Here is a 24,629-nt window from a genome sequence, read left to right as displayed (position 1 = left end):
ATCACCCCTTTACCAGTAGTGATCCCGCTAAGACAATCACGACAATGTACGTAATCAGCAGGAAAACAAATCGTTTTTTGAAGGCCGCAAGCATCATCAATAGATTCTTAATATCCACCATCGCGCCAAAGACGAGAAAGGCGATTAACGATCCTAATGAAAATGTGCTGCTGAAGGAAGACGCGATGAACGCATCGACCTCTGAACAAAGCGACAAGACAAACGCCAGTCCCATCATCACGAGGGAAGAGGATACATCATTCTGCCCGATCGCAAGCAGAGTGGATGTTTTGACATACGTCTGCATAGCAGCAGCGATAAAGGCGCCGATGATTAAATATTTTCCCACGGAGAAAAATTCATCAATGGCGTGACGCAAGGTCCCTCCCAGCTTTTGAAGCAGGGTGTGGTGGTGATGATGGTGATGCCCGGGTTCATCAGGCTTTAAAAGCTGATTATCCTTAAATTGATAGGATAAGATGATCCCAATGATCACCGAAACGGCGAGCGCCAGTCCACCCCGGTAAAAGACAACGCTCCATCTATTCCCAAACGCAATATAAGTGGAAAATAAAACGATAGGGTTAATGATAGGCGCGGTCAGCATGAAAGCGACGCCCGCATGCAGAGGAACCCCCTTTAACAGAAGCCGCCTCGTAATCGGGATGATACCGCATTCGCAGGCAGGAAATAAAACCCCGGCCAGCGCACCGAATAAAACGGCGAGAAAGCGGTTTTTCGGCATGATCCTCGCAATCATTTCTTCAGAAACAAACATTTGAATGATTCCGGAAAGTATGACGCCAATCAGAATAAACGGAATGGCTTCTATTAAAATGCTGATAAAAATAGAATTCAGCTGAAGAAAAGATGATTGTGCTGTCACAATAAAACCTCCGCTCATGTTAAGCTGCCTCTTATGTTACCAGAAAAAAGGCACTGCTTGTTTGACGGAGGAGGGGAAAGGATTGTTTCACCTTGTTTAGGATTCCAAAAATTCGAGTATGATTCTGTCTGTTTCAGCAGCTTCTTTCCCAAGCCAAATCAAGTGCCCCCATGAGTGAATCAAACAGAGAGCAGCGTCAGGAATGTGTTCTTTTGCATGATGTGCATGTGACAAGTCGACAAATCCATCGTAAACGCTTTGCATAATCAGTACGGGGCATGTGATGGCCTGCAGCTCTTTTGAAGAGACAGCGGCGGTTTGTGGCAAGTCGAGCAGAAATCCTTCACCTGAGCGCTGCCTGCTGTTCATTTTTCGAAATGCTTCTATGTCTTTTTCATCCATCATGGACTTGATTCGCTGAAACGAAAGCGTGCTGAATTGCGGACTCATAACTCGAAACATCAAACGCGGGAAGGCGTTATTCAGAGAAGAAGCCAGCTTCCACAGCCACTTTTCCACCGGAGGGCGGAAGAGGATTCTCCCAACTTTGTATTCCGTGTCTTGAGGGGTGAGCCATTCTTTGGTGATCGCGGATTGCAGGGTCAGAGTGTTTGTCCTTTCTGGATGATGTGAGGCAAAGCATATGCCGCTCGGGCCGCCTGCTGAGATGGCAATCACATGGACGCTGTCGATTTGTAAATGATCTAACAGCTTCACATAGAAACGGCAGGCGTCGGCAAGACTTTTTCCAATCTCTTTTGACGTTCGTCCGTAGCCGGGCCTTGAAGGCGTGATGATGGAGTACCCATGCTCGACCAGCGACGTGTACCCGAATTCCTCGTAGCAATTTGAATGCCCGCCATGCATGACCATAATGGGGGCTCCCTTGCCTGTCACAGAATATTCTAGTGTAAGTCCTTCGAAAGTGATCGTTCTGACTCGTCTTTTCATCTGTTTCTCCCATTTGTTTTTTGCCTATTATAGGGTTTTCAACAATTTACCACAAGAAGAAGAAATGAATAAACAAAGGCACGTAAAATATGATATACTTTGTATTGATATTCATTCTCAATTAAAATGATTTGATATAGATGTGTACGGGAGGCAGGACGGATGGCTGAGAATCAAGAGGTATATGACGTTACGATTATAGGCGGAGGGCCGATCGGGCTGTTTACGGCTTTTTACTGCGGGATGCGGGAGCTGAAAACGAAAGTGATCGAATTTTTGCCGCGGCTCGGAGGGAAGGTGTCTTTATTCTTTCCTGAGAAAATTATTCGCGATATCGGCGGAATACCGGGGATTGCGGGAAAGCAGCTGATCGAACAGCTGAAGGAGCAGGCGGCGACGTTTGACCCTGATATCGTGCTGAATCAGCGTGTGAGCGGCTTTGAACGCCTGAATGACGGCACCATTGTGCTGACAGGTTCTGAAGGCGAAAAGCACTATACAAAAACGGTGATTTTGGCTTGTGGCATGGGGACACTTGAGGTCAATGAGTTTGACAGTGAGGATGCGACCCGGTACGCGGGCAAAAATCTTCATTACGGGGTTGAGAAGCTTGATGCGTTTAAAGGCAAGCGGGTCGTAATATCAGGCGGCGGAGATACTGCGGTCGATTGGGCCAATGAGCTGGAACCGATTGCGGCGTCTGTGACTGTCGTTCACCGGCGCGAGGAATTCGGCGGATTGGAAAGCAGCGTGACGAAAATGAAGCAATCATCAGTGCGGGTGCTTACTCCTTATAGGCTGGAGCAGCTGAGCGGCAATGATGAGCGAATCCAAAGCGTGACGATTTGTCATACTGCGTCTGGCCAGAGGGAAGACGTAGAGGTTGATGAGCTGATCATTAATCATGGGTTCAAAATTGATCTCGGGCCGATGAAGGAGTGGGGGCTGGAGATTGAAGAAGGCAGGGTGAAAGCTGACAGACATATGCGGACGAATCTTCCGGGCGTGTTTGTAGCGGGTGATGCGGCTTTTTATGAAAGCAAGCTGAGATTGATTGCCGGCGGCTTTACGGAAGGCCCGACAGCGGTCAACAGCGCGAAGGCTTATTTGGACCCTAAGGCCGAGAATATGGCGATGTATTCAACTCATCACAAAAAATTGGTGCATAAATAAAACAGCCCTTGAGAAAAGGGCTGCTTGCAATCAGCTGTGAAGGAGCTTTTTTTTCGCCTGTTGATTCTGAATGAGAGCAAACAATTCCTTCTGTTCTTGGACAGTTGTGAATCCATAAGCACCGGCAGCTGAGTCATCGCCTATGCAGACGATGGGAGGTCGGCTTGCTGACGGTTCCGGCGAGATGCCAATTTGTTCGCCTGCGCTGATCAATTGCTGAACGGACGGTTTGCTCGGACAAATGATCATGTGCAACGGAGATTCACTGATGGTTCGCTGAATCATGTGGGTGAACCGGTCATCTATAACATTTTCATGGGTGACATAAAACGAACAGAGCTTCTGCGTCTGCATGTTTTCCACTGCATGGCGGCTCCCGACAACAAGACGTTTTTCAGATTCAGGCTGACTGGCGGAGACGCGAAAACCTCGTTTTTCAAGCTCTGTCTCTGCATGTTCAGATGCCGCACTCAGTCCGGCTGTCAGCTGGCGGATGTCGATTTTCTTGGAAGCAATTGTTTGGAAAAATTCACAAACCGCACGGCGCGATGTGAAAAAAATGTCTTCAAAGGTGCCGATCTTTTGAAGAATCTCTTCATTGACAGGCATGTTCTCAGTCCGCCATTTCGGCCATTCGATGACATCGGCACCGGAATCGCGCAGCTTGTCTGCAAGCGGCTCTTCATCTTCGCCATGAGTGACAACCATCATGTGCTGGCCGATGAGTGGTTTGCTTTCAAACCAGCTGTGTGTTTGAAAGTTGACGATATCTCCGATGACGATAATCGCAGGGTTTGTGATCTGGTGTTCCTGAACTTTTTGCTGAATGTTTTCAAGCGATCCTTTCACACTCCGCTGTCGGCCCCACGTTCCCCATTGGACCACAATGACAGGGACGGAAGGAGATTTTCCGTACGCGATGAGCTGCTGGCAAATATAAGACAAATTCTTGACACCCATGTAAAAGACAAGGGTTTGAACGCTCCGGGCAAGCCCTTCCCAGTCAAGATTCGGCGTGCCTTTTAATGATTTATCATGCGCTGTAATCATGGCAAAAGACGATGCGAAATCCCGATGCGTGACAGGGATGCCCGCATATAGCGGCGCTGCAATTCCAGAGGTGATTCCCGGCACCATTTCATAGCGGATGCCGTGCTCATGGAGAGCATCTGCTTCCTCGCCGACTCTGCCGAATACGCTCGGATCTCCGCCTTTTAAACGGACGACGGTTAACCCCTTTAATGCTTTTTCAACCAGCAGGGCGTTAATTTCTCTTTGTTTCATAAAATGGCGGTCTGGCAGTTTTCCGCAATAAATAAACTCGCAGTCCGGTGATGCAAATTCGAGCAGCTTCGGGTTGGCGAGCCGGTCATATAAAATGACATCTGCTTCCTCCAGCGCCTGTTTTCCTTTAATGGTGAGCAGCCCTGGATCGCCGGGGCCAGCTCCCACGAAATATACGATTCCGTTCTTCATGGTCATGTCATCCTTCCGTCACTGTAAAAAATGAAGGGATCACTTGAAAAGTGATCCGGTCTTTTGATCAATATACGAGATAAACATGTTCTCCTTCGATCAGCGTTTCGTATGTTTTAACGCATCCGTGATCAGGTTCTTGAACAATTCCGTCTTCTAAGGAGATTTTCCAGTCGTGCATCGGGCAGAAAACATATTCGCCGCTGACGATGCCTTCTGCCAGAACTCCGCCCTTATGCGGACAGCGGTTTTCGATGGCGCGGATGCTTCCATTTGAAAGCTTGAAGACTGCAAGCTCCTTATCTTCAATATACACTGTTTTGCCTAATTGTTCAGGCAATTCTCCAATTTTTCCGATACATACTTTTGTTACGTCTTTGTTCACCATGTCCGTTCCTCCTCAATGTTTTTTTGTCATTATGATGTCGTCACGACATTTTCAAATAATTCTTTAGAGGTTTGTTTGTTTTCCAGGAAATTCTTCCACGGATCCTTGTGGACAGAGAGTGTTTCATTCATTCGGTCGTTCAGCTCCTGCCGTTTTTCCGGATCGTTTAACACGGATTGGACATGGGATAAACCGACGCGCTCAAGCCATGCGGAAGTACGCTCCAGATAGTTTGCGGTTTCCCGGTAATATTGCAGGTAAGCGCCTGCGTATTCTAAGACTTCTTCATTTGTTTTCACCTTCATCAGCAAATCACCGGCGCGCAAATGGGTTCCGCCGTTCCCGCCGACGTAAAGCTCCCAGCCTCCGTCAATGCCGACAACGCCAAGGTCCTTAATGCCGGATTCCGCACAGTTCCGCGGGCAGGCAGACACGGCCATTTTGACTTTATGAGGCGTGTTCAGCCCTTCGAATTTTTTCTCAAGCGCAATGCCCAGTGCCATGGAGTCTTGCGTGCCGAAACGGCAGAATTGCTCACCTACGCACGTTTTTACTGTGCGGAGTGTCTTTCCGTACGCGTAGCCTGACGGCATATCAAGATCTTCCCATACCTTTGGAAGGTCTTCTTTTTTCACGCCGATGAGATCAATGCGCTGGCCGCCGGTCATTTTCACGAGCGGGATCTCATATTTGTCGACGACATCTGCGATCTTGCGCAAATCTGTGGAGTTGGTCACGCCTCCGTACATCCGGGGAACGACTGAGTATGTTCCGTCTTTTTGAATGTTGGCGTGCATTCGTTCATTAACAAAGCGGGATGTCCGTTCATCCTCGTATTTGGTTGGATTGATCATGCCTAAGTAGTAGTTCAGAGCAGGCCGGCATTTGGAACAGCCTTCTGGTGTTTTCCAGCCGAGCACATTCATGATTTCTCTGGTATGTGACAGCCCTTTGGCTTTGATTTCTTCTACGACTTCATCTCTCGACAATGTGGTGCAGCCGCAAATCGCTTCTTTTTGCGCTGACGCATCAAAGTCTGATCCGAGCGTATGCTGGAGGATTTCTTCTACGAGCGGCTTACAGCCTCCGCATGAGCGGGATGCACCGGTGCATGCTTTGATCTCGTCTGTTGACGAGCAGCCCTTTTCCTGTATGGCTTGAATAATGTCACCTTTTGACACGCCGTTGCAGCCGCAGATGATTTCATCGTCGCTCATCGCTGCGGTGATGCTTGTGCCTGCTTCTTGGTTGAGAGGCTGTAAGATTGATATTTTAGAGGTTTCAGAGATATCGGCTTCTTTTTGAATCATAGAAAACAGGCGGTTGCCCTCGCTGCTGTCGCCGAATAAAACAGCACCGACAATTTGGTTGCCTCTCAGAACGATTTTTTTATAAATGCCGTCCTGTTCATCGAATACTTTAATCGCTTTTTTGTCCTCTGATTCATCAAAGTCACCGGCAGAGAAGACCTCGACGCCTGATACCTTTAACTGAGTGGAGAGAACGGAGCCTTCATACGGTTTTGTTTCGATGCCGCACATATGCTTCGCCAGCACTTTGGCCTGTTCATAGAGCGGCGCCACGAGCCCGTATACGATTCCCCGGTGCTCAGCACATTCACCGACTGCATAAATGTGCGGGATTTCAGTTTGCATATAATCGTTGACAATGATTCCGCGGTTAACCGGAATGCCGCTTTCGGCTCCAAGTACTGTATTCGGGCGGATGCCGACAGCCATGACGACTAAATCAGCTTCAATGCTTGTGCCGTCTTTGAATCGGACGCCTTCGACACGGTCATCACCGACAATTGCTTCGGTTTGCTTTTCAAGTAAAAAGGTCATTCCTTGTTTTTCTAACTCGTTTTGCAGCAGGCGTCCTGCCGTTGCATCAAGCTGGCGTTCCATCAGGAATGGTGCGAGGTGGATGACGGACACGTCCATGCCGAGATTCAGCAATCCGCGAGCGGCTTCCAAACCGAGCAAGCCTCCGCCGATGACGGCTGCTTTTTTATATTGTTTTGACGCGGCGAGCATCGTGTCTGTATCTTTGATGTCCCGGAAAGCCGTGACGCCTTTTTTGTCTGCGCCCGGAATCGGAAGGATAAAAGGGACAGAGCCTGTCGCCAGGATCAATTCGTCGTAAGGCTGGATTCGGTCCGCGTCTGTGATGACCGTTTTGTTTTCTGTGTCCACTTTGATGACTGTTTCATTTGTATACAATTGAATATTGTTTTCTTCGTACCAGTCCCAATCATTTAACGTAATATCTTTGATGTCGGTATCGCCTTGAAGCACTTTTGACAATAGGATTCGGTTGTAGTTGGGATGCGGTTCGGAACCGAAAATTGTGATCTGAAATTCATCTTTTGCAACACTCAATATCTCTTCAATGGCCCTTACCCCGGCCATTCCATTTCCAACAAGGACTAGCTGTTTTTTTCCCATCAGATGATCCGCTCCTTATCAATGTTTTTTCCAGCGTAGCACAGCAAAAAGGAATATTTAAGATACATGTTATAAAATGTAACAAAATATACGAAAAGTTCTAAAAATTTTATGAAAAATTAAATAGGTTTGATTCGGACCGCGCATATCTTAAAACCGGGCATTTTACAGGCTGGATCTAAGGCTTCTCCGATTAAATCATTCACGTTTTGAGCATCCGCCCAATGGATGGGAACAAAGACGGTATCTTTTCTGATTTGTTCCGATAATTTGCTGCGGACAGTGATGCTTCCCCGCGGGGATTCTATTTTTACGAGAACACGGTCTTCAATATGGAAGGACGCCGCTGTTTGCGGATGGATTTCCATAAATGATTCAAAATGTCTCGCGGCAAGGGCGGCGCTTTTTCTCGTTTGGACGCCTGTTAAGTAGTGAGACATGACCCTGCCTGTCGTTAAATACAGCGGATAATCGGCTGTAGGCTTCTCTTTTGGAACAGCCGGTTCGTTTGGAATCACACTTAATGCCGCTTTTTGGTCCGGATGTGCAAATGAGTCCGCAAACAAGCGCCCGGTTCCGGGGTGATCAGGTTCCGGACACGGCCAGTGAATGCCGCCTTCACGTCTGAGCCTGTCGTATGTGATGCCTGAATAATCGGCAATTCCGCCTCGGCTTGCCTCTCTTAATTCATTAAAAATATCCTCTGCTGACGTGTAAGAAAAGTAACGGCCTTTTCCGAGAGCGGATGCGATCTTACAAATGATCTGCCAATCATGCTTTGCTTCTCCGGGACACGGCCGGCTTGCTTCTCTTAATGTCACGCGGCCTTCGACATTTGTCATGGTGCCCTCATCTTCTAAGTAAGAGGAGGCGGGCAAAATCACATCTGCGTATGTTGCAGTTTCAGAAATAAACAAATCGATTGCGACAAAGAAAGTCAGTTTTCTTAAAGCTTTTTTCACGAGATTTGCATTTGGACTGGAAACAGCAGGGTTAGAGCACATGAGGAACAGTCCTTTGATGTCGCCGTCATTGATTTTTTCCATTATTTCATAGGCTGAGACACCTTTTCGCGGGAGTTCATCCTGATGGATTCCCCACACTTTCGCAATATGCGCCCGGTGTTCTTCATTTTCGATAGAACGGTAGCCTGGAAGCTGATCGGCTTTTTGGCCATGCTCTCTGGCGCCTTGCCCGTTGCCTTGTCCGGTGATCGCCCCGTAGCCCGAGTAAGGTTTACCGATTTTTCCTGTGATCAGCACCATGTTTAAGAAGCCTTTCACAGCCGCTGTTCCATCGGTTTGCTGTTCGATCCCGCGGGCTGTAAACAGCATGCCGGACGTTTCCTTGGCAAACTTCACGGCCGCTTTTCGCATGTGCGCCAGCGGGACACTCGTCTGTTCGGCGATATCATTCAGGCTCAGCGCGTCAGTATGCTGCTTCAGCTCCTCGAACCCACTTGTTCGTGATCGAATGAAATCCTCGTTAATGAGCTGTTCGTCGATGATGATTTTGACGAGACCGTTGGCAAGAGCGGCGTCTGTGCCGGGTTTGATTTTCAGATGAAGATCGGCGATTTTCGTTGTCGCGGTTTCACGGGGATCAATGGCAATGATGTAAGCTCCGTTTTCTATCGCTTTTTCAAAATACGGCATAATCGTAGGCTGGCATTCCGCAATATTGGTGCCGGCCAGTATGATCACACGGGTGTGGGGGATGTCTGATAATGGATTCGTTAAGCCTCTGTCCGCGCCGAATGTTTGGTTGGCTGCGGTTGCTGCGGCGGACATACAAAGTCTCCCGTTATAGTCGATGTATTTTGTCTGTAAGCCCACCCGCGCGAACTTCCCTAACAAGTACGCCTCTTCATTTGTAATCGAGGCGCTTCCGTATACAGCCATGGCGTTATGGCCGTGTTCAGTTTGGATCATTGTCACTTGGTCTTTGATATGATTCAGTGCTTCTTCCCAGGAAACAGGCATAAACTCGCCGTTTTTCTTCAGCAGCGGCCGGGTGATGCGGGAGGAGTTCAGGGCATGCTGGTGGGCGTTCATGCCCTTCATGCATAACCTGCCCTGTGTCGTAGGATTATCAATCCCGATCGCTGTGTACTTTTTCCGTGTAACGATGGTTTGTTCCACGAGCTGCATTTTGCACTGCATGCTGCAAAACGGGCATTGGGTGTCATACGTTTTTTCTGATTGGATGTCTTGCTGTTTCTCGCGGAAATATCTAAGCAGTCGTTCAGTCAAAATGCCTCATCCTTTCTTATGTGCGCCTGCCTCTATGGGCGGGTTTTGAATCAGTGACAGGTCTGTTTGGAGGCTTTCCAGCAGCTGTGTCCTTAGATCCTCTTCAAATAGCACTTCTCTGATATGCACGATCCCGAGACGGTCCATCCACTGATGTACGGCTTCCTCGTAATGAGCCGTTTCACGATAATACTGGATCAGTCCTTTGATCATGCCGGCAGTGCTGTCTGCGTTGTCTGTCACGCAAAACAGGGCTCCGGTACGGGCATGAGTTCCCCGGACACCGCCGATGTAAATGTCCCAGCCAGCTTTTGTCCGAATCGCGCCGACATCTTGTATGGCGGCATCGGTGCAGTCTGTTTCACATGATAAGCTGATAGAAATGTAAGCGGGCATGGAAAGCATCTCAAGATGTCTCTCGATCTGGGCTGCCAGCTGCTGAATCGATCGGTTTTGTCCGCATGTACATGCTTTGACACTTTGCAGTGCGCGGCGGTGTTCGTTGGAGCGAACGGGCACTTTCAGGTCTTTTTTGATGTTCGGGAGATCCGCAGGTTTGATCCCGGAAAGCTTCAGTCTTTGGCCGTGAGTGATGGATGCGCCAGGGATGCTGTATGCCTCGATGATGTCAGCGATATTTCTTAGCTGCTCCGCGTTCGTCAGCCCGCCGTACATTTGCGGAACCAAGGTGTATGTATCTTCGGCGGCTGATTCAGGCTGAACAAAACCAGGGTGCAGCATTTCCAGGTAGTATTGAATCGCCGGGACACACTTGCTGCATCCGTTTTTCGTTTTCCAGCCAAGCTGGCTCATCGCTTCTGCCGGATCAGTGCATGGTCTGCGCTGAAGCTCAGCAATGATGTCGTCTTCCGTAAAATCGGTGCAGCCGCAAAACGCAGGTGTGCCGGCGGGCTCTGTATATTCGCCGCTGGTCATGTGCTTCAAAAGATCTTCAACGAGCGGCTTACATCCTCCGCAGGAGCCGGATGCTTTGGTGCAGTGCTTGACTTCCTCAACAGTTGTTAAGCCTTTCGTGTGCACCGCTTCTTCAATCCCGCCTTTAGTCACTGAGTTGCATTGGCAAATTGTTTCACTAGAGGGCATGGATTCAAATAATGTGCCGGTTTTCTCCGGTTCGATGATCTGCTTTTTGACAATGGAGATGTCTCTTTGTTTAAGCAGGCTGTCGAGAAATCGTTTCTTGTCACGTGTGTCTCCGAATAAAATAACGCCGGCCAGTTTGTCATCCTCAAAGAGTGCTTTTTTATAAATACCGGCTTGCTCATCGTAGATGTTGATGCTCGTCGTGCGTTCATCTTCGTGAATCTTTCCGGCTGACCACACATCAATTCCAGCTATTTTTAAAGCTGCAGATGGTGCTGAGCCTTGATATCCCTTACATGGAACGCCGCAAATATGTTTGGCGAGAACTTTTCCCTGCTCATAAAGCGGGGCTGCCAAACCATATACCGTTCCGTTATGCTCGGCGCATTCCCCGACGGCATACACATTCGGTTCGCTCGTCTGCATGTAGTCATTCACGATGATCCCGCGGTTTACTGCAATTCCGGCTGATACAGCCAATTCAATATTCGGCCTCACGCCAGCTGCCATCACAATCAAGTCTGCTTTCAGTGAAGATCCGTCTTTAAAACGGATTCCGTCTGCCCGCGAGGTGCCAGAAATGGATACGGTGTCTTTCTCTAAAAGAAAGGTTAAGCCTTTTCGTTCCAGCTCCGTCTGTAGCAGCCGCGACGCCGTTTGATCGAGCTGTTTTTGCATGATGCCGGCGGAGTGGTGAATGACGTTGACATCCATGCCGAGATGCTGTAAACCGACAGCAGCTTCCAGTCCTAATAAGCCGGCTCCGATCACCGCTGCCTTTTGATAGTGTTCGGCCATGGTCATCAACGCCTGGCAGTCTTCTATTGTTCGAAACCCATATACGCCTTCTTTGTCTGCCCCGGGGATGGGGAGAATATGAGGGGAGGAGCCTGTTGCCACAATTAATTTGTCATAAGACAGCGTGCGCTTCCGATCCGTGATGACCCTCTGCTGATCTGTATCAATTTGGACAACCGTTTCGCCCGTGTAAAGGGTAATCCCATGCTTGGCGTACCAATCCTTGCTGTTTAATGTAATGTCATCGAGTGACGCCTCACCCTGCAATACAGAGGATAAGAGAATGCGATTATAGTTGGGATGCGGTTCGCTTCCGAAAATGACAATCTCGAACATTTCGCGATTCAGCTTCAATACTTCTTCAATACAGCGGATTCCGGCCATTCCGTTTCCTGCTAACACCAATCTTTGTTTCTTCATGTGCCAGACCTCCTTTGATTCTCCTATTAAAAATTATGTCACAACGCATTGTTAACGCATTAAACGTGTCACAAAAACTTACACATGTCTTTTCCAGAAAAAAATGGTCATATATCCTTAATTCAGAAAATTTAAAATAATCAAGGGTCAAGAAAGGGGAAACTTATGAAGCTGTCGGAACTGAAAACTAGCGGTCATCCACTCACTTTGCTCTGTTCCTTTTTATACTTTGATGTGAGTTTTATGATATGGGTTATGCTTGGGGCGCTGGGTGTTTATATTTCTCAGGATTTTGGCCTGTCTCCTTTTGAGAAAGGGCTTATCGTGGCTGTGCCGATTTTATCAGGATCTGTGTTTCGTATCATTTTAGGAATATTAACGGACAGAATTGGACCGAAAAAAACGGCAGTGATCGGTATGGTGGTGACAATGGTTCCGCTGCTTTGGGGGACATTTGGCGGCCGGTCGCTGCCTGAGCTGTATGCCATCGGAATTCTGCTTGGCGTGGCGGGGGCAAGCTTTGCCGTTGCGCTTCCTATGGCAAGCCGTTGGTATCCGCCACATCTGCAGGGGCTTGCGATGGGGATCGCCGGCGCAGGGAACAGCGGCACTTTGTTTGCAACCCTGTTTGGCCCGCGTCTTGCAGAGCAGTTCGGCTGGCATATTGTCATGGGAATTGCGCTTATTCCTTTATTGATCGTCTTTGTTCTTTTTGTATCCATGGCAAAGGATTCTCCTGCACAGCCGGCGCCGCAGCCGCTCAAAAACTATCTCCATGTGTTCAGGCAAAAGGAAACATGGTTTTTCTGCCTGCTGTACAGCGTCACATTCGGAGGATTTGTCGGGCTATCAAGCTTTTTATCTATTTTCTTTGTCGATCAATACCAGCTCTCAAAAATTCACGCTGGTGATTTCGTTACATTATGTGTGGCGGCGGGGAGCTTTTTCCGGCCTGTCGGGGGCTGGATTTCGGATCGTGTCGGCGGCACGAAAGTTCTTTCTGTATTGTTTGTCATCGTGGCCCTGTGTATGGCCGGGGTCAGCAGCCTGCCGTCTCTTTCAATGGTCATCGTTCTTTTGTTTGTCGGAATGATGGGGCTCGGAATGGGGAACGGAGCCGTATTCCAGCTCGTACCGCAGCGCTTCCGCAAAGAAATCGGCATGGTGACCGGAATTGTCGGCGCGGCCGGCGGCATAGGAGGATTTTTTCTGCCGAACATCTTAGGATCGCTAAAACAGATGACAGGCACATATGCTATCGGTTTTATCACGTTTTCCTGTATCGCGCTGCTGGCGTTTGCGCTCGTGCTTGCCGCAGGCTATTACTGGAGAAAAAGCTGGAGCACGGAAAGCAGCCCCGCTGATATTTAGGCTTTGACGGACACGCATTTGTGCGTGTCTTTTTTATTTTCTCTTGATTTTAATCAGTGAACCCATCAAAATAAATAGTAATTATTACGATTTGTTAATGAGAGGAGTTTTCTGATTGAATCAACATACGCCGCTTCCGGGAAAACCGGAACGTCTTCAATACTTTGGGTCGGTCAGTCCGATAAAAGGCGAGAAACCTGTAGAAAAAGAGAAAATGAAGGATCTGCAAAATATCAGGAAGGATTATTTTTTTGACATTCAGCATGTAGGTGTCGCTAATGTATTCCATCCGGTCACAATCACTTCTGCTATGACGCCTGCTGAGCAAACAACGGCTGCAAAATTTACAATGACTTGTGATTTGCGGAGAAATCAGAAGGGGATTAACATGAGCCGGTTAACAGAGCTTCTGCATGTCTATCATCAAAACGGCTGGATTCTCTCATTTTCCTCACTTCAGCAATTTACGAAAGAGCTTGCGGAAAACATGGGCCAGTCCTCTGCTTCAGTCGAAGTGCGGTTTCCATGGTTTTTCGAACGGAAAAGCCCGAAGCTTGAGAAAGCGGGTCTGATGCATGCTGACATATTGATGTCTGTCACCTATCGCGAAGATCAGCCGTTTGAACAGCGTGCAGGCATTTCAGCGAAAGTAACGACGCTGTGCCCTTGCTCCAAGGAAATCAGTGAATACAGTGCCCATAATCAGAGGGGAACGGTCAGCATTTGGGCTGATATTCATCCGGCCGCATCGCTGCCAAGCGATTTTAAAGCCGATTTGCTTCACGCCGCAGAATCAAATGCCTCTGCGAAACTGCATCCGGTGCTGAAGCGCCCTGATGAAAAAGCCGTGACGGAAACAGCATATGAAAACCCGAGATTTGTTGAGGATCTCGCCCGGCTGATTGCCGCGGATTTGTATGAGCTTGAATGGGTGTCAGCCTTTGAGATTGAATGCCGCAATGAAGAATCGATTCATCTCCACGATGCCTACGCGAAGCTGCGTTTTTCGAAACAGGTGGATAGAATATGAAACGCTCATTATTAATTGTTGCAGTTCTTGTGCCGGCCAGCCTGCTGTCAGCGTGTTCTTATCATACGGAAGAACACGCAAGTTTAAATACGAAGAAAACGGACGAGCACATAACGGCTGCCCGAAAACCAGAAAAAACAAGCATTGATTGGACAAAGCCTTCAGGCGGTGAATACCCGGATATCAAGCAGAAGCATGTCTGGATTGATGTGGACGTGAAGGAACAGAAGGCTTACATCAAAGAAGGAAGCAAAACCATCTATACAATGATTGTCTCGTCAGGACTTGATCAAACAAAGGATGATGCTACGCCAAAGGGCACCTTTCATATAGAGCCTGAACGGGGAGAATGGTTTTTCTCTGAAGGATATCAGGAAGGCGCGGAATATTGGGTCTCATGGAAAAACCATGGCGAATTTTTATTTCATAGTGTGCCGATGACAAAGGATAAAAAAGTCATCGAAAAAGAGGCACAAAAACTTGGGGGGAAGGCATCTCACGGATGTATCAGGCTGACCATTCCAGATGCGAAATGGATATATGAAAACATCCCCGAACATACAAAAGTTGTGATCAGCTGAATTAAAAGCGGTTGACAAAAAGGAAAAAAGAACATACGATTTAAATCGTAACAATTACGTTTTGTAGAGAGGAGATTCTCCCATGTATAAATGGCTGATCATTGGCGGCGGCATCCAAGGCACTACCTTGGCTGTGCATCTGGTGAAAAGCGGAAAGGCATCGATTAAGGATCTTGCTGTCATTGATCCCCATGAACGGCCTCTTGAATGCTGGAAACGAAACACAGGCCGCATTCATATGAAATACTTGCGCTCTCCATCGGTTCATCACGTGGACACAGAGCCGTTCAGTCTGCAAATGTATGCGGATAAAAGCCAATGGCCGGAAGTGTTCTTTGGAAGGTATAAGAGGCCCTCGCTGTCGCTCTTCAATCAGCACTGCGAGACTGTGCTGGATGAGATACATATTGAGCAAGCATGGAAAACAGGCACAGTGACAGATTTGAGAAGGACAAACGGGTTGTGGGAAGCGGAGACAGATGCCGCCGGAACAATTACGGGTGAACGAGTGGTTTTAGCCATGAGTTTTTCTCATCAGCCTTCATGGCCGGAGTGGGCAAAACCATTTCAGAATGACGGCATCTATCATGTGTTTGATAGAGATGTGGACGATGTAAGGAATGAAAGTGTGCAAATGGCAGTTGTAGGCGGGGGGATAACGGCGGCTCATTACGCCATAAAACTCGCAGATGACGGCCATGATGTCACGATGCTAGTGAGGCATCCGTTCCGAATCTATGACTTTGACAGTGATCCGGGCTGGCTTGGTCCGAAATATATGAAAGCATTCAGTAAAACGACAGACTATCAAAAGAGAAGGCAATGGATCACAAGCGCGAGACATCGCGGCTCTTTTCCAAAGGACATTTCAAGAACGCTTGCTGTCTATAGGGAAGAGGGCAGAGTAAAAGTTATTCAGGATGACATTGATTCTTGCCAAAAAACAGATGACGGCAAGATACAGATACATGGTAAGAACAGCGAATCGCCATACGAATATGAGCGTATCGCACTGGCAACAGGTTTTACCTCGGACATCAGCCGGTTCGAGTGGGTGCAGAGAGCGGCGCAAGCCGAGCAACTGCCTTATGCAGGCTGCGGTTTTCCGATTGTCGGCCAGGATTTGCAATGGGGAAAAGGATTATACGTAATGGGAGCCTTTGCTGAATTAGAAATCGGGCCGACAGCGAGAAATATTTCCGGAGCGCGAAAAGCTGCTTACACCATTGCACATACGGCGAAGCATACATTTTAAATCGTAATCATTCTATTTTATAAGGAGGACATTACCATGAAAAAAATTCCGGTTACCGTACTGAGCGGTTATCTTGGCGCGGGAAAAACAACATTGCTGAACAGCATTTTGCAAAATCGCGAAGGCTTGAAAATAGCAGTCATCGTCAACGATATGAGCGAGGTGAACATTGACGCGGGCTTGGTTAAGCAGGAAGGAGGCCTTTCCAGAACAGATGAAAAACTTGTGGAAATGTCAAACGGCTGTATTTGCTGCACGCTTCGTGAAGATTTATTAATTGAAGTCGAGAAGCTGGCAAAAGAAGGGCGGTTTGATTATATCGTAATCGAATCAACGGGAATCAGTGAACCGATTCCGGTGGCCCAGACTTTTTCTTATATCGATGAAGAGATGGGAATCGACCTTACAAAATTCTGTCAGCTGGATACGATGGTGACAGTGGTTGATGCCAACCGTTTTTGGCATGATTATCAGTCAGGCGATAGCCTTCTGGACCGCAAAGAAGCACTGGGGGAAGGGGATGAAAGAGAAATTGCCGACCTCTTGATCGATCAAATCGAGTTTTGCGATGTTCTGATCTTAAATAAATGTGATTTGGTCAGCGAGCAAGAGCTCGAACAGCTTGAAAAAGTGCTTCGCACACTGCAGCCAAGGGCCAAATTCATTCGTTCGGTCAAAGGAAATGTAAAACCCCAGGAGATTTTACATACAGGGTTATTTAACTTCGAGGAAGCGAGTGGATCTGCCGGCTGGATTCAAGAGCTGACGGCAGGACATGCGGAACACACCCCGGAAACAGAAGAATACGGCATCTCATCATTTGTGTATAAGAGACGTTTGCCGTTTCATTCTACGCGGTTTTATCGCTGGATGGATCAAATGCCAAAGACCGTGGTTCGCGCAAAAGGAATCGTCTGGTGCGCATCTCATAACAACCTCGCTTTGCTGATGTCGCAAGCCGGGCCATCGGTTACGATTGAGCCTGTATCCTATTGGGTGGCGGCGCTGCCTAAGCTTGAGCAGGAGCAAGTCAAACAGCAGGAACCCGAAATTTTGGAGGACTGGGATCCAGAATTCGGCGACCGCCTGACACAGCTGGTGTTTATCGGAACAGACTTGGATGAAGAAGCAATCACGAAAGAGCTTGATCAATGCCTGCTGACTGAGTATGAATTTGATTCCGACTGGTCGCTGTTTGAGGACCCGTTCAAGTGGAAGCTGAATCAATAGAAAAAAAGCCGTCTCCTGCGGAGCGGCTTTTTTTAATGAAACGTTTGTTTAAACATAGTGAGCGTATTTTTTCTCAAGGATATTCTGAAAAGCCGCGGCAATTGAGCAAATGGCCCAATAAATGAGAGCGGTCAGAATATACATGGTCATGTAATCAAACTCTCTGCCGCCGATGATTTTCGCATGCTGGAGCAATTCCGGCACTGTAATCATCGCAGCGAGAGAGGACGCTTTGATTAAGTCGAGCAATACATTGGCAAGCGGAGGCAGCGCAATACGGATCGACTGCGGCAAAATGATGCCTCTCATCGTCTGCCAATAGGAAAGTCCGAGAGAGGATGCGGCTTCCCACTGTCCTTTTTCAACAGATGAAATGGCTGAACGGTTAATTTCCGCAATGTAGGCGGCGCTGTTAAGGCTAAAGCCAATTAAAGCGGCCGTGACAGCGGAAAATTCAATGCCGATATAAGGAAATCCGAAATAAAGGATAAACAAGATCACCAAAATCGGAACGCCCCGCATAAATGAGATATAGAGCTTCGCCGGCCATCTTAACAAGGCAAATTGAGACATTCTGGCAAGTGATATGAACAGGCCGATCACCGTTCCCGCAAACATGCTCACAAAAGAGATGAGCAGCGTATACCCAATGCCTCTTATGACATAAGGAAACGATTCAATTGCCAGCTTCGTGTTAAAAATATATTCCCACTGAATGCTATTAATCATGGCGTCCGATTACAAATCAACGTCCTGAACGTCGACATCCAGTTTTTTTGATACATCTGCTTTATTGAAGAATTGTTTCGACAGCTTAGTCAAAGTGCCATCCTTGCTCATTTCTTTCAATGTTTCGTTCATCTTTTTCTGAAGTGCTGCATTGCTTTTTTTCATAACAAGTGCCTGTTTGTTCGGCATGTACTTGATGTCAGGGTGGATCGTAATGTTGAGATCCGGGAATGCTGCGAGCGCAAGTGTCTGCAGGTAATAGTCGTTTAAAATGACATCAGTGCGTCCGTTGGCGACATCTTTTAAATACTGCTCGTTGGTCGCATTATCATAAATCACTTCTTTGGCGCCGTATTTTCTCGCTACATCCATGTAGACTGTCGTTGCCGCGCCAGCTGCTTTCTTCCCTTTTAAATCCTTTAGCGTTTTAATCCCTGATAAATCGTCTTTTCGGACAATTGCTGTGCCGTATGAATATTTATATGGAGTGGAAAATGCGAACTTCTTCTCGCGGTCCTTTGTCACATCGATGTCATTTGCGGCTGCGTCAACCTGGCCGCTGTTCACCGCTGTCAGCATCCCGTCAATGCCCATCTCCTTGAACTCAACCTTCAGCCCCAGGCGTTTTGCCGCTTCACGAACGACTTCAACCTCGTAGCCTGTCAGCTTATCGGAACCAGAATCGGTATCGTGGTAAGAAGTAGGATAAAGCGTGCCGGATGTAGCGACAACGATTTTCCCTTTGTCTTTGATCTGTTCCCAGCCTGTATCCTTGGAACCGGCTTCATTTTTGCCGGAACAGGCTGCCAATATAAGAAAGAAAGCCATTGTAAAACTGAATATAACGGCTTTGGATTGCATGAATGATTTCACCTTTGTTTCCCCCAATCTGTTAATCAACTAAAAAGATAGCATTGAACATAAGGGGTTGCAATATGTTGATGACGTTTTCAAAAAGTTCGAATTGTGTGTACAAAAGCGTGTGAGCGTTTAAAAGCGGCTATGAAGGGAAGGAGTGATAAAAAAGGAGTTGTCTAAGGATGAAAGCACTGACACATCAAGGGAAAGAGCATGTGAAAGTGAAGGAAGTAGCAGGCCCCGAAATTAGCCAATACTGTATGAAATGGTGAAGAAGCATGTAGTTGATCTTCTGCATAATTTAAGTCTTGCTGATGTCCCTAAGGCATATGATATATTCGATAAGAAGAAAATAGAAACCATCAAAGCTATATTGAAAACATAATGGGGGAGTCAAATGAATATTTACAAACCAGCCGGATTCTGGATCAGACTGGGAGCTTCATTGCTGGATTACATTATTGTCTCGGTGCCTCTTTTGCTGATCTATTGGCTGATTACAGGAAAAGACCCGAATGACAGCATGTTCATCAGTTTGATTGTTCTGCTGTACTCAATTTTGCTGCCGGTGTTTTGGAACGGCTACCTTATCGGAAAAAGAATCTGCGGAATCAGAATCGTAAAAAAAGACGGATCACAGGTCAGCCTGTTAACGATGTTTTTGCGGGTTATTGTTGCCGGCCTGGTTTACGGCATCACCTTCGGACTCGGCTTGATCGCCAGCCTGATTCTCATCGGCGTGCGAGAAGACAAACGGACACTGCATGATTTAATCGCGGGAACGTATGTCACTTACGCGTCACCGGGTGAAGAAGAACTTGATAATGACGAACAGATCAGAAAGAGCGAATAATGGTTCGCTCTTTTTATTTTGTATGCATAAAAAATGAAATGCAGCAAAACATATGAAAAATAGGATTGGAGGAATAAATTGGATGAAACGAATAAAAATCAATATCATCACAATGTTTATAGCCGCGGCTGTCATTTCTCTGACCGGCACAGCTGAAGCCGCTGAAAAACAGCAGCAGCCTCCCGCAAATGTTTCACTGACAGATCAGCAAAAGAAAGAAATTGAACAGCTGGAAGCAGACATACTAAAAAAGCGCAAAGACGTAATCTCAAAATATGTGCAATACGGCGTCCTGCCTAAAGAAAGAGGAGAACACATCAAAAATCACATGGACAAACACTTTGAAATGATGAAACAAAACGGCTTTGTTCCAAAGCCCCATCCTCATGCGCATAAATTTGAAAAAAGGCATTAAGACGGTAAGCATCCAATGGGAATTGGGTGCTTTTGAGTTTTTTGCAAATGAAAATATTGGCTGAGCTGTTCCGCGACTAATATCGAGTTGATCTGAAACGCGTTTCATAGCCTATGATAGGTTTATCAATAGTTCAGGAGTGATAAACACTATGATCCACCAGCATCCAGAATCTTTTCCGAAACATTTTTTGTGGGGCTCTGCTTCGGCAGCGTACCAGATTGAAGGCGCTTGGAACGAAGATGGCAAAGGCCCTTCTGTATGGGACGTGTTTACGAAAATACCGGGCAAAACGTTCAAAGGAACTAATGGCGATATTGCGGTTGACCATTATCACCGTTATAAAGAAGATGTCGCTTTAATGGCTGAAATGGGCTTAAAAGCGTATCGATTTTCCGTCAGCTGGCCGCGGATTTTTCCAAAAGGAAAAGGAGAGGTCAATGAAGCAGGCCTAGCGTTTTACGATAACCTGATTGATGAGTTGCTTTCTCATAACATCGAGCCGGTTCTGACTTTATATCACTGGGATTTGCCTCAGGCGCTTATGGACGAGTATGGCGGCTTTGAATCAAGAAATATCATCGAGGATTTTAATAACTATTGTATTACTCTTTATAAACGTTTTGGAGACAGAGTAAAATATTGGGTTACGTTAAACGAACAAAACTACAATTTTAATCACGGATTTATTACAGCCATGCATCCGCCTGGAGTGAAAGACAGAAAACGATTTTACGAAGCAAACCATATAGCGTTCCTGGCTAATGCGAAGGCCATTGAATCTTTTAGGGAATATGTGCCTGAAGGCAAAATAGGTCCAAGTTTTGCTTATTCTCCGGCATATCCTTTATCTAGCCATCCAGAAGACATACTGGCTTTTGAAAATGCTGAAGAGTTTATGAACAATTGGTGGCTTGACATGTATTGCTGGGGAACCTACCCGCAAATTCCTTTCCGCTATTTAGAAAAACAGGGCTGGGCGCCGACAATCAAAGCGGGAGATATGGAGCTGCTTGCCAAAGGGAAGCCTGATTTTGTAGGTGTCAATTATTATCAGACCATCACCTACGAACGAAATCCGCTTGATGGTGTGTCAGAAGGAAAAATGAATACAACAGGACAAAAGGGGACCAACCAGGAAACAGGGATACCCGGAGTATTTAAAACGAAAAAAAATCCGCATCTGACAACGAGCAACTGGGATTGGACAATTGACCCAATTGGATTGCGTATCGGCCTTCGACGAATTACAAGCCGCTATCAGCTTCCAGTGTTTATCACAGAAAACGGTTTGGGTGAGTTTGATAAGGTTGAAGACGGCACTGTACAGGATGATTATCGAATTGAATATTTGCGTTCGCATCTTGAGCAATGCAGACAAGCCATCAGCGACGGTGTCGATTTGATAGGCTATTGCAGCTGGTCGTTTACTGATCTGTTAAGCTGGCTGAATGGCTACCAAAAAAGATACGGATTTGTATATGTCAATCGCGATGAAGAAAATACACATGATTTAAAACGTTTGAAGAAAAAAAGCTTTTATTGGTATCAGGATGTAATCAAGACGAATGGAGAAAGTTTATAAAGAGTCCCTGAGAGTCACTCTCTCAGGGCTTTTTCATTACACAGAAACAGCATCAATAATATAAGTGTCGGCGTGCAGATCTGACTTCTCAGCCGGCACAGTCCAGCATGTCAATTGATAGTCCCCTTTAGGAAGATCAAAGGACAGCCTTTTAGACATAATGCTTTCAATCTCAATTCCGTTTTCTGTGACATGAAAAGGAACAGTCACTTTTTTTTCGTAGGAGTTTACAGTTTCTGAACTGTTAAGGCGCAAAAGAATAAATGCCTTTGTATTTCTCTGAGCCTCAAAGGAAATTGCTCCGTCCGCCGCAGCATATCCTTTTTCAATCGCTTCGTCAGTCCAATCCATGACAGGAGGTGCGGAATCCTTTTGAAATACAGTAAATTGATGATATGAAATCGACAGTTCTTGCGGCTTCCATGACTTGATCAATGTGCTGTTCCTCCTCTTTTAACTGTTTACTGAATCGTGAATAAAACCTTTGTGCCGTCAGGGTAATCGGTAAGCTGATGCCCGACCCAAGAACCTGCACCGCGGTTGTCAGCGGGAGAAATATATTCTACAGAAGCTCCCTCACCGCCTTCTTTGCACATGGCCATTGGCCATTCATCTCTGTCATACCCCGTTTTAGGCGGTACGTCTTTTAATGATTGCTCACGGCGTTCCTCAGCTCCGTCCCTGTCGATGGTACACACATCTGAGTGCCCCTCATTTATCGCATCCTTTATATGTTTTGCCGTTTCGGGATAACGGTCAGAAGGGAAGGCGATTGTTTCGTCATATTGTTTCGTTTGAGACGTTTTTTGATCAGCTGAGAAAAAGTCTCCCTTTATCAGGCTGACAGCTGCAGCTGCTATGACGACGATGACGAGAAGTATCGTTTTTATGATGTCCATCGTGATGTTCACCTCCCGCAATTAGCAACTTTAAAAACTGATCCAAGAGTAATCCAGAAAGCGTTTAGTGTAAAGGTTAAAATTTTATGTTTTACACTCAGTTTATTGCAGAAATCGTAATTTTAGCTGGTCGAAATATTTGTTTTCAGTAAAATACCGTTGCCAATTTACAATAATGATAGTAAGTCATCGGCCGTTTTCAGGTTGATCAATCATTTTAAATTGGCTTATGATACCGGTAAGCTCCTCAGCTAATTGAGATAGCGTTTCAGAAGCTGCAGTAATCTCTTCCATCGCAGCAAATTGCTCTTCTGTTAATGCAGCGGCCTGCCGGGTATTTTCTGTAGATTCTTTAATGTCAGCCGTATTGGCTGCGAAGGAATCGTTTATTTGATGCGCACTGGCTGAAATGTTTGATACAGATGCTGATAAATCACTGATCTCGGCACTGATTTCACCTGTTGCGGCTGCAATTTCCTTAAATGCATCTTTTGTGCGCTGGATCATGGTAACACCTTCGGCAGCCTCTGTTTTTACATGCTCAACTGACCTTGCAGATTGGTTCATATCTTTTTGTATCTCTGTAATTAATGTTGAAATTTGTCCTGCAGACTGTTGAGACTCTTCCGCTAATTTACGTACTTCATCGGCAACAACAGCAAAGCCTTTGCCATGTTCACCGGCTCTGGCAGCTTCAATCGCTGCATTCAGCGCAAGCAGGTTTGTCTGATCTGCAATTTGGGTGATGACGGATAAAATTTGTTCAATTTGTTTAGAGCGGCCGTCCAGCTGCTGTATGATCTCTCCGCTTTTCTGAATCGAATGGTGTATCGCATCCATTTGTGCCTGTACATCTGCAATTTCCTTTTGCCCGATGTCGGCTTTTGATTGCGCAAGCTGTCCTTTGTCAGCAATAGCAGCAGTATTTGAAGAAATATCTCGTATGTCTGCTGAAGCTTGTTTCAGCGAGCTTTCACTGTTTTCGATTCGGGTGATCTGATGCTGGGCTCCATTTGCAATGTGCTGTACAGCTTCTGTGATCTTTTCTGAAGCTTGATTTGTTTCCTCTGCTCCGGCTGAGAGCTGCTGGGAGGCTGACGCAAGCTGAAGGGCTGATTGCTGCACGGTTTGAATGGTATTGTTCAGTTTCATTCTCATCTTATTGTAATAGACGCTGAGTTCTGATAGCTCGTCACCGGATTTGTCTGATACCTCTATTGTCATATCTCCGTTTCCAGCACTTTCAAAGGCGCATTTTAAAGCGTTGAGCCGCTTATTGATTCTTCTGGTGAAAATCAGGACAAGGATGACTGATACAATAATGACGATAGCAAGAACGATAGCGAATTGAGTGAAGAGTGACTTGGTAAGCGATGCTAATATGCTTTGGTTGGCTCCGGTATACAGCATGCCGATGATGTCCCCGTTTTGATCTTTTAAAGGCATGTATGCCGTCTGATAAGAGGAGCCTGCCACGTCTGCTTGTCCGTAGAATCGTTTTCCGCTCTTTAAAACAGCGTCAATAACTTCAGAAGAAGCCTGAGTGCCGACAGCTCTTTCTCCGTTCTTCATGACATTGGTTGCAACACGAGTATCTCCTTGGAAAATGGTAACCGTATCACCTGTTTTTTCACCAAGCAGATCAACAATATCTTCATTTCCGTTGATTTGTGTCTGGCCTTTATACAGCTTATTGTTTTTTACCTGCCAGTCCCCTGAAATGACATCATCAATATAAGCGCTGCTTAAAGCGAGATCGCCTTTCGCTTTTTCAGTCGCCATTTGTTTCATGCTTTCTGTAATTTCCTTAAGCATTACAGTACCGACTGATACCGAAAACAAAAGAATAATCACGAAAACCATGCAGAGAATTTTTGTTCCTAGCTTAAGCTTTAGTTGTTTTATCAACATAATTCCTCCTTTTTGTG

At 46.5% G+C, this 24,629-nt stretch carries 21 protein-coding genes; 9 read left to right on the top strand and 12 right to left on the bottom strand.

Annotation, left to right across the window (positions count from 1 at the left end; translation table 11 throughout):
- Position 1: 1 nt before the first annotated feature.
- Both KHQ79_RS18620 and KHQ79_RS18615 read right to left on the bottom strand, forming a co-directional pair.
- Positions 2–886 (bottom strand): permease, encoded by an 885-nt coding sequence (locus tag KHQ79_RS18620; RefSeq protein WP_080010737.1) that lies wholly within the window; start codon positions 884–886, stop codon positions 2–4.
- A gap of 96 nt (positions 887–982) precedes the next feature.
- Entirely contained in the window at positions 983–1,837 is an 855-nt protein-coding gene (locus KHQ79_RS18615) for an alpha/beta fold hydrolase (protein WP_003241165.1), read from the bottom strand.
- A 162-nt stretch (positions 1,838–1,999) separates the two neighbouring features.
- Here KHQ79_RS18615 and ffoR point away from each other — a divergent pair, with 162 nt between their 5' ends.
- Positions 2,000–3,010, top strand: coding sequence for a ferredoxin--NADP(+) reductase (ffoR, locus tag KHQ79_RS18610; RefSeq protein WP_225516498.1), 1,011 nt, complete (start codon positions 2,000–2,002; stop codon positions 3,008–3,010).
- A gap of 30 nt (positions 3,011–3,040) precedes the next feature.
- Here the strand turns inward: ffoR and cobA are convergent, their stop codons facing one another.
- From cobA to nirB, 5 genes are all read right to left on the bottom strand, one after another.
- A complete protein-coding gene (cobA, locus tag KHQ79_RS18605) occupies positions 3,041–4,492 on the bottom strand; it encodes a uroporphyrinogen-III C-methyltransferase (RefSeq protein WP_225516496.1) in 1,452 nt (483 codons plus the stop codon).
- Positions 4,493–4,553: 61 nt separating this feature from the next.
- Positions 4,554–4,874: a nitrite reductase small subunit NirD gene (gene nirD / locus KHQ79_RS18600; RefSeq protein ID WP_014662717.1), complete on the bottom strand. Its 321-nt coding sequence runs from the start codon at positions 4,872–4,874 to the stop codon at positions 4,554–4,556.
- 29 nt (positions 4,875–4,903) lie between these two features.
- Entirely contained in the window at positions 4,904–7,321 is a 2,418-nt protein-coding gene (gene nasD, locus KHQ79_RS18595; RefSeq protein ID WP_225516494.1) for an NADPH-nitrite reductase, read from the bottom strand.
- Positions 7,322–7,440: 119 nt separating this feature from the next.
- Entirely contained in the window at positions 7,441–9,573 is a 2,133-nt protein-coding gene (gene nasC, locus KHQ79_RS18590; RefSeq protein ID WP_225516492.1) for an assimilatory nitrate reductase catalytic subunit NasC, read from the bottom strand.
- A gap of 6 nt (positions 9,574–9,579) precedes the next feature.
- On the bottom strand, positions 9,580–11,895 hold the full coding sequence (nirB, locus tag KHQ79_RS18585) for a nitrite reductase large subunit NirB (RefSeq protein WP_225516490.1): 2,316 nt from the start codon (positions 11,893–11,895) through the stop codon (positions 9,580–9,582).
- Between the two features lie 165 nt (positions 11,896–12,060).
- On the opposite strand from nirB, the gene KHQ79_RS18580 reads away from it, so the two are divergent.
- From KHQ79_RS18580 to zinU, 5 genes are all read left to right on the top strand, one after another.
- Positions 12,061–13,266, top strand: a complete 1,206-nt coding sequence (locus KHQ79_RS18580; RefSeq protein WP_225516488.1) for an MFS transporter — start codon at positions 12,061–12,063, stop codon at positions 13,264–13,266.
- A 115-nt stretch (positions 13,267–13,381) separates the two neighbouring features.
- A complete protein-coding gene (folE2, locus tag KHQ79_RS18575; RefSeq protein ID WP_003241149.1) occupies positions 13,382–14,296 on the top strand; it encodes a GTP cyclohydrolase FolE2 in 915 nt (304 codons plus the stop codon).
- The gene (locus KHQ79_RS18570; protein ID WP_225516486.1) at positions 14,293–14,877 is read left to right on the top strand and encodes a L,D-transpeptidase; all 585 of its coding nucleotides are present in this window, start codon (positions 14,293–14,295) and stop codon (positions 14,875–14,877) included. The genes folE2 and KHQ79_RS18570 overlap by 4 nt, the downstream gene beginning before the upstream one ends.
- Positions 14,878–14,959: 82 nt before the next feature.
- A complete protein-coding gene (locus tag KHQ79_RS18565; RefSeq protein ID WP_225516484.1) occupies positions 14,960–16,132 on the top strand; it encodes an FAD-dependent oxidoreductase in 1,173 nt (390 codons plus the stop codon).
- Positions 16,133–16,168: 36 nt separating this feature from the next.
- On the top strand, positions 16,169–17,362 hold the full coding sequence (zinU, locus tag KHQ79_RS18560; protein WP_225516482.1) for a zinc metallochaperone ZinU: 1,194 nt from the start codon (positions 16,169–16,171) through the stop codon (positions 17,360–17,362).
- A gap of 48 nt (positions 17,363–17,410) precedes the next feature.
- Here the strand turns inward: zinU and KHQ79_RS18555 are convergent, their stop codons facing one another.
- Positions 17,411–18,091, bottom strand: a complete 681-nt coding sequence (locus KHQ79_RS18555) for an amino acid ABC transporter permease (protein ID WP_225516480.1) — start codon at positions 18,089–18,091, stop codon at positions 17,411–17,413.
- 9 nt (positions 18,092–18,100) lie between these two features.
- Positions 18,101–18,964: a transporter substrate-binding domain-containing protein gene (locus tag KHQ79_RS18550; protein WP_166854331.1), complete on the bottom strand. Its 864-nt coding sequence runs from the start codon at positions 18,962–18,964 to the stop codon at positions 18,101–18,103.
- 382 nt (positions 18,965–19,346) lie between these two features.
- On the opposite strand from KHQ79_RS18550, the gene KHQ79_RS18540 reads away from it, so the two are divergent.
- The 3 genes from KHQ79_RS18540 (at position 19,347) to bglC (ending at position 21,802) form a co-directional block, all read left to right on the top strand.
- Entirely contained in the window at positions 19,347–19,802 is a 456-nt protein-coding gene (locus tag KHQ79_RS18540) for an RDD family protein (protein WP_003241134.1), read from the top strand.
- 82 nt (positions 19,803–19,884) lie between these two features.
- Positions 19,885–20,217 (top strand): YckD family protein, encoded by a 333-nt coding sequence (locus tag KHQ79_RS18535; RefSeq protein ID WP_003241133.1) that lies wholly within the window; start codon positions 19,885–19,887, stop codon positions 20,215–20,217.
- A 151-nt stretch (positions 20,218–20,368) separates the two neighbouring features.
- Positions 20,369–21,802: a 6-phospho-beta-glucosidase gene (bglC, locus tag KHQ79_RS18530; protein ID WP_225516478.1), complete on the top strand. Its 1,434-nt coding sequence runs from the start codon at positions 20,369–20,371 to the stop codon at positions 21,800–21,802.
- Between the two features lie 36 nt (positions 21,803–21,838).
- Here bglC and nin read toward each other — a convergent pair whose 3' ends face one another.
- From nin to tlpC, 3 genes are all read right to left on the bottom strand, one after another.
- Positions 21,839–22,237 carry a DNA-entry nuclease inhibitor gene (gene nin / locus KHQ79_RS18525; protein ID WP_003241129.1) on the bottom strand — a complete coding sequence of 133 codons (399 nt, stop codon included), beginning with the start codon at positions 22,235–22,237 and terminating at the stop codon, positions 21,839–21,841.
- A 26-nt stretch (positions 22,238–22,263) separates the two neighbouring features.
- Positions 22,264–22,713 (bottom strand): DNA-entry nuclease, encoded by a 450-nt coding sequence (gene nucA, locus KHQ79_RS18520; protein ID WP_133488530.1) that lies wholly within the window; start codon positions 22,711–22,713, stop codon positions 22,264–22,266.
- A 174-nt stretch (positions 22,714–22,887) separates the two neighbouring features.
- Positions 22,888–24,612 (bottom strand): methyl-accepting chemotaxis protein TlpC, encoded by a 1,725-nt coding sequence (gene tlpC / locus KHQ79_RS18515; RefSeq protein ID WP_225516476.1) that lies wholly within the window; start codon positions 24,610–24,612, stop codon positions 22,888–22,890.
- Positions 24,613–24,629 lie beyond the last annotated feature (17 nt).

Origin of the sequence: Bacillus sp. TSO22 (genome assembly GCF_020223595.1) — a bacterium.
GTDB lineage: Bacteria > Bacillota > Bacilli > Bacillales > Bacillaceae > Bacillus > Bacillus inaquosorum.
Note: the sequence above shows the minus strand (reverse complement) of the source record. Positions and strands in the feature narration are given on the sequence as shown.